This is a genomic window from Chitinophaga sp., from assembly GCF_036566945.1.
Classification (GTDB): Bacteria; Bacteroidota; Bacteroidia; order Chitinophagales; family Chitinophagaceae; genus Chitinophaga.
In genome coordinates, this window is sequence record NZ_DATCVJ010000499.1 from 1 (window position 1) to 14,967 (window position 14,967).

Sequence of the window (14,967 nt, forward strand, 5' to 3'; positions counted from 1 at the left end):
CACCGGTATGTACACCGCAAACTGCAGACCTCACTGCACCAGCCGTAACTGCCGGCAGCAGCGGATTCAGTTCATTGGGATACTTCACGGATGCAGCGGGTGCCAACCCGGTTCCTGATCCTTCGAAAGTAGGTGTGTCGGGTATATATTATATTGTGGCTACTAACGCTAACGGATGTACGGTAACAGCCCCGGTGACGGTGAAAATATATCCGTCAGCCACTTTGATGGGTGACCTTAGTGGTAACGCGGTTTGTAGTGGAACGCCCTTCAGCTTTAACCCGGAAACAGATATGCCGGTGACGGCAATTACCTGGACCCGCGCTACGGTGGCAGGTATCAGTAACCCCGCCGCCAATGGCAGCGGTCCGGTAAATGAAACGCTCATCAATACAACCAGTAACCCGCTAAGTGTAGCATATGTCTACCATCTGCAAACAGATCAGGGATGTGGCAGTGATTTCATTGTCAACCTGGTAGTATCGCCATTACCTGTACTGACCTCATCGCTTACCCCACAACCTATTTGTAACCGGCAGAAATTCAGCTATAACCCGGTAAGCAATGCAACCGGCGCCACGTTTAGCTGGACAAGGGAAGCCGTAGCTGGTATCAGCAATGCAGCTGCCAGTGGAACAGGCAACCCGAATGAACAGTTGATCAATACCACCCGTGCCATACAAACGGTAACGTATATATTTACTATAGCAGCAAATGGCTGCACCAATTCACAGGCAGTTACTGTGAAGGTGAACCCGGATGTGAATGTACTGGGACTTTCCTTTCCGGAACTGTGTAACGGTGAAACGGCTCCCATTACACACCTCACAACAGATGCAGATGCCAATGCGGGAACAGTAGATATCCGTTGGTACAGCGGTGCCACCAGCGGAGTTCCTGCTAATGGTTACGGGGATATCCCTTCTTTCACCGGTATTAATAACAATGATAATATCTGGAATGTAAGCGTTACTTCCTGGGCAGTGGTAAACGGATGTAATAGCTCTCTTACCGTTACAAAACCAGTTGTGATTTACCCCACACCGAAGGTTACCGTTCCTGCAAATGCTGAAATCTGTTCCGGTGAACCTTTTCAGGCGCCTGCATTTCAGAAGAATAACGTGGCGGTAACTATCAGGTGGAGCAATGATCATCCTGAAGTAGGGCTCCCTGCGAGCGGCATTAATAACCTGCCCGCCTTCAATGCCATGAATAATATGCGGGATGCGGTGACAGCTACCATTACCGCATTGCCTACTATGGATACAGGACGTTGCATAGGGGATGCTAAAACTTTTAATATTAAAGTACAACCCTTCCCGGATGTGATACCGCCAAATGATATCACTGCCTGCGCAGGTGGCAATGTATCCGTGCCGCCCTTACAGCCTACGGCTAATGGCGCTTATGTTAAGTGGCATAATGATCATCCGGAAATTGGCCTGCCGGCAGATGGGGTTGGCGACATCCCACCATTTGCTGCGGCAAATAATACGGGTGCACCTATAAAGGCAACTATTGAAGTATCCTCCGGTCTTACCGGCGTATCCGGCTGTGTAGGACCGGTACATCAGTTTACGATCACTATTAATCCCGCTGCACAGCTCAATGATTTACAATCACTCGAGGCATGTGTGGGCAGCCTGGTAACGCCGGCGCCGTTTAGTTCCTCCAATGTAACCTGGACAAACAATGATGACAGAATCGGACTGCCTGCCGCCGGCACTGGTAATCTTCCTGCATTCACCGCTGTTAACATTACCAGCAGACCGATGGTGTCCACTATCACCGTGTCTGGCAATGATGCCTGTGGTAATTCAGTTGTGAAAACAATGACCATCACCGTGAATCCTGTACCGGAAACGGTGAGTATTAATTTGCCGCTGGGTGCATGTGGTGGTCAATTGATAGACGTGAGTCCAATGGAATCTGACGTTCAGGGTAGCACCTTCGCATGGCAAACAGATCGGGCCTTTTCTACTTTACCTCCGGCCGGTACTGGCGATATTCCGCCTTTTACCGTCTATAACCAGCCGGTATCGGATATAGGCCGTATTATGATCACTCCTTCTTTTAGAGGATGTACTGGCCCCACCACTACTTTTAACCTGCCTATTGGCCCACGGCCGGATGTGATTATGCCTGAAAATGAAATGTTGTGTAATGGTGAAACGACAAGGTTCATTGAGTTCAAAAGTACCACTCCTGAAGAGGTGATATTTGATTGGGTCAATAATAACCCCGGCATCGGCTTACCGGCAAGTGGTACAGGAAAGATTCCTCCTTTTACGGCTATCAATACCGGCACAGAAACAGTAGTGGCCATTATAACAGTGACAGCCAGGCTCGGCGACTGTATAGGTAGTACTGCCGATATGGTGTTGATTGTCAACCCTACACCGGTGGTACAGGTAAATACGCCTACACAGAACATTTGTGCCGGCAAATCCACTACAGCAATAGATTTTAGTAGTAGTGTAGCAGGTGCCGCTTTAACCTGGACCAACGATCATCCGGAAATAGGTCTGGCGGCCAGCGGCAGGGGAGATATCAGCGCCTTTACCCCCGTGAATAACACCAATGCGCCTATTACAGCAGTTATAACGGCAACGGCTGAACTAAATGGCTGTATCAGCGCACCGGTAACCGCATCCATTACAGTGAATCCGAAAGTGCAGGTGAACCCACAGCCGGAACAGACGGTGATCAGTGAAGGAATGATGCTACCCATTAACTTTACTGGTGCCCCTGCAAATGCTACCTATACCTGGACAAATAACCGTCCTGATATCGGGCTACCACCTTCCGGTACCGGCAACATTCCGGCAATGCGATTATTTAATCACACCGGATCACCTGTCAAAGCCGTTATCACCGTTACTCCGCATGCCAATGGTTGTGATGGAGACCCGGTAGAAATGATCGTGATCGTATGGCCACTTCCATTGGTATACGTACCCGAAAACCAGGAATTATGCGCGCAGGAAATAACGAAGGAAGTAATTTTGGATGGCACTTACGGCGTAAACGGAGCATATACATGGACCAATGATCATCCTGAAATAGGGCTTGCTGCTAATGGAGCAGGAAATATCCCCGCATTCACGGCCGTCAATACCACTAATACACCCATTGTAGCCAGCATCACGGTGACTCCGATTTTCCAGGGTGTAGCGGGACCACCGGTTATTTTTACCATTACCGTGAATCCAATACCTGTAGTTTCGGGAGATGGATCTAAGGATATATGTGCCGGTGATTGGGTCGATAACCCGCTTACTTCGAATGTGCCGGGAGCGGTGATCAGGTGGACGAACGATCATCCTGAAATCGGATTGCCGGCAACAGGGGAGGGCTTTATCCGCTTCAATGCCCAAAACAATACCAATGCTGCCATCGTAGCAAATATTACCTTCAGGGCAGATTATAACGGATGCGTAGGGCAAACACAAGCGATTCAGTATACGGTACATCCGTTACCGGTTATAACGGTACCGGCCAGTGCAAGTTACTGTACCGGCAATACGGTACCAGCAGGAGTACCTGGCAGCACTGTTACCGGTACTGTGTATAGCTGGACAAACAATCATCCTGAAATTGGGCTGGCCGCAGGAGGAACAGGCAATATTCCTTCCTTTACGGCGGTGAACAATACGGCTACACCTATTACGGCTACCATTACGGTAATGCCGGATGCTGGCGGTTGTCCGGGTGCTGCCCAATCCTATACGATGGTGATAAACCCATCGCCAACTGTAGCTAAGCCGGCGAGTCAAACCGTGTGTAACGGCGCTGCTACAACACCAGTAGCCTTTGCTGCAGGCGTCAGCAGCTCTCTGCCGCAGGCTGCAAATAATTACAGCTGGACGAATAACACACCTGCTATTGGTCTCGCTGCCAGCGGTACCGGTAGTATACCATCGTTCACTGCTGTTAATACCGGCACAACACCAGTGGTAGCTACCATCACAGTAACGCCGCAAAACAGTAGCTGCAGCGGCACTCCGCAAACATTCACTATTACAGTAGATCCAACACCGGATGTAACCGTACCGGCTAATCAGTCGTTCTGTAACGGAGACGCCAGTACGACATTGAATTTCACCAGCCAGGTAAGTGGTACGCTGTTCAACTGGACCAACGACCATCCGGAAATTGGTCTTGCCGCCAGCGGTACCGGTACTATACCGGCATTTACACCGGTAAACAATACCAACGGAGTAATTACAGCAACGATAACCGTAACGCCCGTAAGAAACGGTTGCACAGGTACACCGAAAATATTTACCGTCCTTGTTTCTCCAGATGCGACGCTTATCATTCCTCCGTCACAGGAACTGTGCAGCGGCACATCCACCACGGCCATTGCCTTTGGAAGCAGTACTTCCGGCGCTGTAATCAGCTGGACAAACGATCATCCGGAAATAGGTTTGGCCGCCAGTGGCATCGGGAATATTCCTGCTTTCGCCGCTTCCAATAGTGGCAGCAGCCCGATTACAGCCACACTTCACATTACAGCCGGCATGAATGGTTGTGCAGGTGCAGCGGGAGAAATGACCATTACCGTGAACCCTATACCAATTGCCGGTATTACAGGAACTCCGCAAGCGATTTGTGCAGGCACACCAACAGGTAATATTACTTTCACCGGCAATGCCGGCACGTTGTTTAACTGGACAAACAGTAACACTTCCATTGGGCTGGCCGCCAGCGGCACCGGAAATATCGACGGGTTCCCTGCGGTGAATACAGGTGCGGCACCAGCGGTAGGAGTAATAACGGTAACGCCTATGTTAAATGGATGCGCTGGCGCTCCGGTTACGGGTAATATTACGGTGAATCCTGCTGTTAGCATGACTACACCGGGCAATCAAAATATAGTGAATGGAACTGCTACTACCGGCGTTGCCTTTAGTGGTACAGCAGCAGGTATGACTTTCGACTGGACGAACGACCGTCCGGATATTGGATTGGCTGCCAGTGGCAGCGGCAATATTGCTGCCTTTACAGGTATCAATAATACCGGTCACGCCATCGTGGCTACGGTTACGGTTACGCCACACGCCAATGGTTGTGAAGGGCAACCGGTAACTTTTACCATCACGGTAGAACCTACGCCGGGCGTGGTGGCTCCGGATAATCAGGAAGTATGTAACGGCGCGCAAACCCAGGCGGTTAACTTTACAGGATTCCCGCCGGCTACAACTTTCTCGTGGACAAATACCAATCCTGCAATTGGCCTTCCTGCGAGTGGCAATGGCGATATCGCCGCATTCACGGCCGTGAATAATGGTAAAACAACGGTAGTAGCCAGTATTACAGTGGTACCTGTTACCCTCGGTGTGCCGGGTGTACCTGAAACATTTACCATCAGCGTATATCCTTCACCGGTAGTAACGGTGCCTGCAAATATTACGGTATGTAACGGTAACAGTGTGAATGCTGACTTTAGCACAGATGTGCCTGGAACGGTATTTAACTGGACGAATAATCATCCTGAAATAGGTCTGGCTGCCAGCGGTAATGGTGATATTGCTGCTTTTGTTCCGGTGAATGTTACGAATGCAGCTATTACTGCCACGATTGTTGTCACCCCGGTATTACACGGTTGTCCCGGTACGCCGAAAACATGGATCATTACTGTCAACCCTGAACCGGTAGTAACGCAACCGGCCAATATACCTGTTTGCGATAATGGTACAGTGAATGCCATCACCTTTAACGGTGGTGTAACCGGCACTACTTTCAGCTGGACCAACGACCATGCCGGTATCGGATTAGCCGCCGGCGGCAGCGGTGACATTCCGGCTTTTACGGCGCAGAATAACACTACTTCCACAGTAAACGCACATATCACTGTAACGCCATCCGCGAATGGTTGCACAGGAGCGCCGGTTACTTTTACAATTACCGTAGCCCCGTTACCGATAGTAGCTGATCCTGCCGACAGAAGGGTATGCAGTGGAGCAACAGTACCGGCTATTGCTTTCAGCAGCGCCGTGAGCAGTTCGCTCCCTGCAGGTGTACCCGTGTACAGCTGGACCAATGATAACCCCGGCATAGGACTGGCGGCTTCAGGTACCGGTAGCATACCATCGTTCACTGCGGTGAACAATGGTAATACGCCACTGGCAGCTAATATTACGGTGACGCCAGGAGCAGACGGATGTAATGGTATCTCCCAAACTTTTACTATTACAGTAGATCCGACAGCAGGAGTAACGGTGCCTGCTAATCAACAATTCTGCAATGGGGCGAGTGCAAACATCCCTGCCTTCAGCAGCAACGTGGCCGGTACCACCTTTAACTGGACGAACAGTAATCCTGCCATTGGGCTTGCTGCCAGCGGTGTGGAAGATATACCAGGATTTACGGCTGTCAATGGCGGTGTAACACCAATGGTAGCTACTATTACAGTAACACCGGTTAATAACGGTTGTAATGGTAATCCGGAAACATTTACGATTACCGTAGCACCAACCGCCGGCATCACCATACCGGATAATATAGTGGCATGTAATAACAGTACGGTGAATGCTGTCACCTTTGGCAGTGATGTTCCTGCTGCTACCTTCAGTTGGACCAATGACAACACTGCTATTGGTTTGGCAGCCAGTGGTACAGGCAATATCCCGGCCTTCACTGCTGTGAACACCGGTACTTCCACTATACAGGCAAACATACAGGTAACCACCAATGTGGACGGCTGTCCGGGAGTTACTGGTAGTTTCGTGATAACGGTACATCCAACGCCGGACGTAGCCCCTAATGCCGCGCAAACCCTTTGCGCAGGGGCAGCTACAGTGCCTGTTATTTTTACCGGTACCCAGCCAGGTATCGTATTTAATTGGACTAACAGTAATCCTGCTATTGGGCTTGCTGCCAGCGGCACCGGAAATATACCACCTTTCCAGGCCAGCAATAATACTTCAGCACCTATTACAGGCATTATAACGGTAACGCCTATAGGTAATGGTTGTGCCGGTGCGCCTGCCACGATACCGATCACTGTAAATCCGACGGTGACGATGAATCAGCCCGCCAGTCAAACGATAGATAGTGGCGCCGTCACCACAGCTGTTAACTTCTCCGGTTCGCCGGCCGGCGTTACTTTCAGCTGGACCAACGACCATCCGGAAATAGGGTTGTCTGCTACCGGCAGCGGTAACATACCATCCTTCACGGCCCGCAATACTACCGCGCATCCAATCGTTGCCGACATCCGCGTAAAGGCCACCGCGAATAATTGTTCGGATACCATATTAACGTTTACGATTACTGTGCGGCCAGTGCCAACCGTAGTGGTACCGGGTAATCAAGAGCTGTGTACCGGGTCCACTACCGCGCCGGCAGTCTTCAGCGGTGCTGCAAGCGGTACTACTTACAACTGGAGCAATGACCATCCGGAAATAGGACTGGCTGCCACAGGAAGTGGTAACATCAACGCATTTACGGCAGTAAATACAACCAATGCACCAATAGTGGCTACCATCAGCGTAACACCGGTGGCAGATGGTGTGAGCGGTACCGTGGGAACATTTACCATTACCGTATATCCGGTACCGTTAGTAACCGTTCCCGGCAATATCGCAGTTTGCAATAATAGCAGCGTCACCGCCGCTTTCAGCAGTAATGTGCCAGGTACCCGTTTTGAATGGACCAATGATCATCCTGAAATAGGAATACCAGCTGCAGATACCGGTGATATCAATGGCATAGTAGTAGCGAATACGACTAACACCGCGATTACAGCCACCATCACTGTAACACCTGTGTTGGGTGATTGTCGTGGTACGGCGGCAACGTTTACTGTCAGTGTGCAACCAACACCGCAGGTAGCTGCGCCGTCATCGCAGGAAGTATGCAATGGCGCTGCCATTGAAACAATCACTTTTACAAGCACTACACCAACAGCTACCTTTGCCTGGAGTCATGATCATCCTGAGATAGGTGTGGCAGCCAGTGGCACAGGCAATATTCCGGCCTTTACGGCAGTGAATAATACGACGGTTCCAGTGGTGGATACTTTCACGGTAGTGCCATTTATAGGCGGTTGTGAAGGGGCAGCCATACAGTTTACCATCACTGTAAATCCAACACCGGAAGTGAATCAGCCAGTGGATCAACAGGCATGTAATAGCGATACGTTACCTGCTGTAGTATTTACGCTGCTGCGTAGCAGTAATGCACATGTGGCTACCGAAACATTCACCTGGACTAACAGCAATCCTGCTATAGGATTACCTGCTGCGGGTGCAGGAAATATTCCGCGATTTAAAGCAGTTAACAATGGCATTACCACTGATAGTGCCGTGATTACGATTACACCTCATCAGGCAGGTTGCGATGGCATCTCCAAAAAATATATCATCAAAGTGCCACCAACACCGGATGTAAGTAAGCCGGCTAACCAGGTTGTTTGTCATAACAAAAACACAACTGCCATTACTTTTACCGGTCGTATAGGCGGTACCGTATTCCGCTGGAGCAACAAACATCCGGAAATAGGTTTGGCTGGTAGTGGCACCGGTGATATCGCAGCCTTTACCGCACAAAACAATACCGATACCGCGATTGTAGCTAACATTACGGTAATACCGGATGGAGGCGCTTGCAACGGCAGCGTTCAGGTATTTACCATTACCGTGTATCCGCAACCACAGATGCAGTTACCTTCCAGCCAGGTGGTTTGCAATGGTAGTACGACGAAGGGGGTAACCTTCAGCAGCAGTCTCAATGGCACGGTTTACAACTGGACAAACAATCATCCTGAAATAGGACTGCCGGCAAGTGGTACAGGTAATATTACTGCCTTTACTGCTAAGAATGCTGCTGGTCAGCCGATCATAGCTACCATTACCGTCACACCGGTAACGAATGGTTGTGACGGCCCGGTAATGACCTTTACCATTACCGTGAATCCTACAGCTGTGGTAACAGTGCCAGCAAATAAAGTAGTTTGTGCAGGCACTCAGATTTCAGGTCTGAATTTCAGTAGTAGTGCGGATAGTACCATTTTTACCTGGACGAATGACCATCCGGAAATCGGATTGGGCGCCAGTGGGGTGGGTAATATTCCGGATTTTACTGCGGTAGATACATTAGATGTGCCAGTAACGGCAACCGTTACGGTAACACCGGTCAGCAATGGTTGTCCGGGTACTTCCGGCACTTTCACCATTACGGTGAATCCTGTACCACGAGTAACCGTGCCGGAAAATCAGGCGCTCTGTAATAATGGGATGACTATACCCGTACATTTCGAAGGTAATGTAACAGGTACTACTTATAGCTGGACGAATGATCATCCGGAAATAGGTTTGGCTGCCAGCGGTAGCGGCGACATTCCTGCATTCATGGCAAAAAATACGACCGACTCCGTGTTGGAGGCTACTATTACGGTAACACCGGTGGCCAATGGTTGCCCGGGTACACCACAACATTTAACCCTGACCGTTAGTCCTACTCCGGGAGTAGTAGTGCCTGGCAATGCGGTGGTCTGCAATGGAGATACCGTTACGCGGAAAGACTTTGCAGTAAGGGAGCAGGATGCGATCTTCTTCAGCTGGACGAATGATCATCCGGAAATTGGTCTGGCTGCCAGCGGTATAGGTTACATTTCACCGTTTGCCGCCGTTAACACTACCAATGCGCCAATAATCGCTACCATCCTTGTACGGCTTAATTATAACGGCTGTGAAGGCCCTGCCAGCAGGTTTACTATCACAGTGAATCCTACTGCGATGATAACGGTGCCTGCCAGCATATCTGCCTGCAGCAATGAAAAATTGACACCTGCGGCATTCGGCAGTAATGTAAACAACACTACGTTCAGGTGGACAAATACCGCCTCCATTGGTTTACCTGCGAGCGGCACCGGTAACCTGCCTTCATTTACGGCAATAAATAATACGGATTCCATTATCAGGGATACCATTACAGTGGTGGCTATTACACCGGGTCAGTGCGCGTCACAGGAACAAGTGTTCATCATCACTGTAAGGCCGGTACCGGATGTAACTATACCCGTACCTGCCAAACAAACGGTGTGCAATGGCGACAGTCTGCCCCCTGTATTGTTCACCAGCCCGGTAACACAAACGGAATACAGCTGGACGAATGATCATCCGGAAATAGGATTGCCCGCAACCGGTAAAGGCAATATAGCAGGCTTCAAAGCGGTGAATACTACCAACAGCGCGATCACGGCTACCATTACTGTAACGCCGGTAGCCAATGGCTGTAGCGGAGCCGGTAAGGTATTCAGGATCACAGTGAATCCTACACCGGCGGTGGCTAAGGTAGCATCACAGGCGGTGTGCAGCGGTGGTACGGTAAGTAGCATTCATTTTAGCGGACCAGTGAATGGTACGGTGTACCAATGGAGTTCAGCTACACCAACCAATGGTATTATTACTGCCGGCACCGGGGATATCCCTGCCTTCCAGGCGTTTAATAACAGCGATACCGTTCTCGTGGAAAGAATTACAGTTACACCTGTCATAAATGGTTGTAGCGGTGTGCCGCAGGAATTTACAATTTCAGTGTACCCACAGGTTTATGTACAACGGCCACAGGATCAGGAATTATGTGCCGGAAATAAAGCTGCTGCTATTACTTTTAAAAGTAACGTAGCCGGCGCCTTGTTCAGCTGGGTGAATGACAATCCGGCCATCGGCCTGGCATCTGGCGGTGAGGGAGATATTGCTGCCTTCACTGTCACTAACAACACTACAGCGCCAATAAAAGCAACTATAAGGGTTACTCCATCTGCTAATGGCTGTAATGGCGAATCACAAATATTCACCATTGTAGTGAATCCAGTATCAACGATGGCTACACCGGGGGATCAGCGTGTTTGTAGTAATACACTTACACAGCCGGTTGTTTTTAGCACAGGAGCCGACAGCAGCAGCTACTCCTGGACCAACGACAATCCATTCATAGGACTGGCGCCCGCGGGTGCAGGAAATATCCCGGCCTTTGTAGCCATCAATAACAATAATGCCATCACGCAGGCTAAGATTACGGTAACACCAGCCGGCAACGGTTGTGCAGGTAAGTCAGTCAGTTTTAATATTGTTGTATCTCCATCTGCTACCATGAACAAGCCGGCAGATACCGCAGTATGTAACCGGACTTTGGTAACCCTGCCTGCTTTCAGCAGCCAGGTATCCGGTGTTGCCTATCGCTGGACCAACAGCAACCCGGCTATTGGTCTGCCGGCATCAGGAAATGGTAATATTGCTACGTTTACTGCTACTAACAACACCAATACCCCTATAACGGGTGTAATAACGGTGACGCCTGTACTAAATGGGTGCGATGGCACGATACAGATATTTACCATTATCGTAAATGCAGGAGCTGGCCTGACAGATATTATTACGAATGATGTTACGGTCGCTTATAATACAGCTGCTGTGCTTACGGCCTCGAGCAATACCGTGAGCAACCCTGTATTTCGCTGGTACAGTGACGCAGCGCTCACACACCTCGTATTTACAGGCCCCCGGTTCACTACCCCGGTATTAACTGCAGACACTACCTTCTATGTAACGGTAGCAGGTACTGGTGTGTGCGAAAGCAGTCCTGCTGATGCACGTTCTGTACACATTACAGTAAGTGCACCGGCCGAAAATAAAGCGGATGTGGCAGTGAAGAAAGTGTCTGAATCAAGACAGGTAGCCGGAGGAGAAACTTTTGATTATACCATCACTATTATGAACAACGGGCCGGCTATGGCGCATAATGTCATACTCACTGACACACTGCCTGAACAACTGGAGTATGTAAGCACCAGCGTCGCGGGTGCCAGCTATAACAGTGCTACGCGTGTGTTTACCTGGAGTTTACCTCAAATGGAGGCAGGAGCGCAGCAGGATATTCGCATGACAGTGAAGGCGCTTAGTTCAGGTGAAGTACGCAATACGGCAAAGGTGGGCACCACAGATGAGGATACAGATCTGTCTAATAATATCTCTACTGATATCAAAGTACTACTTGGTCTCCGGGTACCCAATATTATCACGCCCAATGGAGATGGTGCAAATGATAAATGGAGGATCATCGGGTTAGAATTGTATCCGCAAAATGAGATCAGCATCTTTAACCGGTGGGGGAATATGGTGTATGAAAAACAAAACTATGGTAATGACTGGGATGCGCACGGGCTCAATGAAGGCACCTACTTCTATGTATTGAAAGTAACAGACAGCAATGGTAAAGTGCAAACGCTTAAAGGATATATTACCGTCTTGCGTTAAATCAAATGACCATGAAAAAGATGATTGTTTTTATCGTTCTGCTATTATGTGTGAAAGCGCTCCGGGCGCAGCAGGATGTACTCTTTAGTCAATACATGTTTAATGGCATTTACATTAACCCGGCATATGCGGGCTATAGGGAACAGTTGAACGTGCATGCCTTTTATCGTGATCAGTGGCGGAATTTTCCGGGTGCTCCCCGCACGATGTCGGCTGCCATTGACGCCAGTGCCAATAACGCAAGGGTAGGACTGGCTTTTCAGGTAATGAACGATCAGCTGGGTGCTGAAAGCAGTACTTCAGCCTATGGCAGTTATTCATATCGCATCCCGGTAGGCGACCTTGAAAAAGACAACCGGTTGGCTATTGGTATAGGATTGGGTTTTATTCAGTACAGGTTGGACGGGACTAAATTTGATCCGGAAACGGTGATAGATCCATCACTGATGTATCGCAAAAAGACGGTACTGGCGCCCGATGTAAAGGCAGGTATTTTTTATAATTCAGATCGTTTCTATGCAGGGATTTCTGTAGATAACCTGGTTGTGCAATATGTAAAAAACAAGCAGGATCCTGAACACTATCTTCCGGATAAAAAAATGCATTGGTATGCTACCGCTGGTATGTTGTTGCCGGTATCAGAAGCAATACAGCTTAAACCTTCTTTTTTATTGAGAGATGACCTGGCTGGCCCTACCAGTCTTGATATTAACCTTTTTGCACTTTTTGTGGAGAAGCTCTGGCTGGGAGCATCTTACCGTACAGCAGTGCGTTTGTACGATAAGTCGTACCTGGACAGGTCACTTACTAAACCGGCGGCATTTGTGGTGATGGCAGAATTTTTTATCGCAGATAAAATCAGGCTGGGATATGCATATGATCTTCCATTAAACAGGATAGGAGACTTCCATTATTCTACCCATGAAATATCAGTGGGCTACTTCTTTGGTAGCCGGAAAGGGAAGATGTTAACACCCCGGTACTTCTAAATAGTTTAAGGTGATGATAATGATTAGAAATATATTTTGTATCTGCCTGACTATGGGCAGCCTGTCGTTGCAGGCGCAGTACGTGCTAAAGGAAGCAGAGAAAGCGGCAGCTGTTTATCGTTTCAATGAGGCAATACCCTTGTATGAGAAGGCTTACCGGAATAAGCCTTCCTTGCGTGCAGCACGCGGTTTGGCAACGGTATATGCAGCGATGCGTAGTCATGAGCAGGCTGCCCGATGGTACGGCCAAACACTGAGTCTGCCCGGTTATATCGCAGATGATATCCGCCGGTTTATTAATGAGCAGATGTATAATGGGAAATACGATAGTGTACGGCAGGCGCTGCACAAGTATTCTGATTCACTGCCTGCACCATTGTTGTCGCGTTGGTATGCCTCCTGCGATTCCGCCATCTGGTGGATGGCTCACCCGGTGGATGCCGGGCTGCAACCACTTAGCGTGTTGAATACAGCGGCCGCAGAATGGGGCGCTTTCCCTTATAAGAATAATCAGATCATGTTCTCATCCGACAGGGCGCACCCCAATAATGGCTATACAACCCTTATCCGCTGGTATAACCATAACGATATAAGTTTGCACACTTCAGGGTGGACTGGCAGGCCGTATCTTCAGTTATTTACCGGAAATCCGGCTGATAGCAATAGCGTAAATATCTTACGGGATAAAAATATCAACAGTGGTTATCACTCCGGTGGATTGTATTTATCTCTCCATGGAGACGTTTTATTTTTTACCAGTACAAGAGACATAAAAGGGAAAAACAGTTTTTTGAAAAAGGATCAGCCCTATACGGTGAATATGGAAATATTCAGTAGCATTTACCATGCAGCTGACAGCAGTTGGACATTCCCCGCCAATTTTAAATACAATAATCCGCTGAAATATTCGGTAGGAGACCCCTTTCTTACGGAAGATGGTCGTCGATTGTATTTTGTTTCCGATATGCCTGGTGGTTTGGGAGGGACAGACATCTATTATGCAGATAAACAGGCGGACAATACATGGGGAAATGCCGTGAATATGGGAGACAGCATCAACAGCGCAGGTGATGAAAGATTTCCTTTTATCAGCACACGTGGCCATTTTTATTTTAGCAGCAACGGACGGGTAGGCATGGGAGGACTGGACATTTATAAGGTAGCGGATTTCGGAAATGCGGTATCGGTGCCGGTAAATATGGGATATCCTGTAAATAGTCCTCAGGATGACTTTGCAGCTGTATTTACAGATAGTATCGGTTATCTTTCATCAGACAGGGACGGCGGCAAGGGTAGTGACGATTTATATTCGCTGACATTGGAAAACTATAAGCCACCGTTATCGCCGAAGGAGACTTCACCTGATAAACCCGTAGTTGTCGTTCAAAAGGGAGTCGTTCCTTTGCCTGAAAAATGGGTATTGGAGGACATCTACTTTGATTTTGATAAATGGAACATCCGTCCGGATGCCACTATTGGTCTGAGCAGGCTTGCCACTATTATGAAACAACAACCTGATGTCCGTGTGCAGCTTGGCGCACATACCGACGCCCGTGGCAATGATACTTACAACCAGTTGCTTTCTGAAAAGCGAGCGAGAGCTGCAGCCTCCTGGCTTGAAAGTAAAGGAATACCCCCAGCCAGAATCAGGTATGTGGGCTATGGCGAAAAATATCCGGTAAACCGCTGCGTCAATGGGGTACTATGTACGG

Annotated in this window: 3 protein-coding genes; all 3 read left to right on the top strand. The window is 49.0% G+C overall.

The features are described 5' to 3' along the window. Positions 1-155: 155 nt before the first annotated feature. On the top strand, positions 156-12,266 hold the full coding sequence (locus VIP81_RS15225) for a PKD-like domain-containing protein (protein ID WP_331962311.1): 12,111 nt from the start codon (positions 156-158) through the stop codon (positions 12,264-12,266). Positions 12,267-12,277: 11 nt separating this feature from the next. Continuing rightward, entirely contained in the window at positions 12,278-13,255 is a 978-nt protein-coding gene (locus VIP81_RS15230; protein ID WP_331962314.1) for a type IX secretion system membrane protein PorP/SprF, read from the top strand. Positions 13,256-13,274: 19 nt separating this feature from the next. Continuing rightward, the coding region (locus tag VIP81_RS15235) for an OmpA family protein (protein ID WP_331962317.1) at positions 13,275-14,967 on the top strand (1,693 nt) is incomplete at its 3' end.

Bases quoted from the DNA above. Each gene is read 5' to 3' on its own strand.
- VIP81_RS15230 (WP_331962314.1), top strand. From the start codon at position 12,278: ATGAAAAAGATGATTGTTTTTATCGTTCTGCTATTATGTGTGAAAGCG.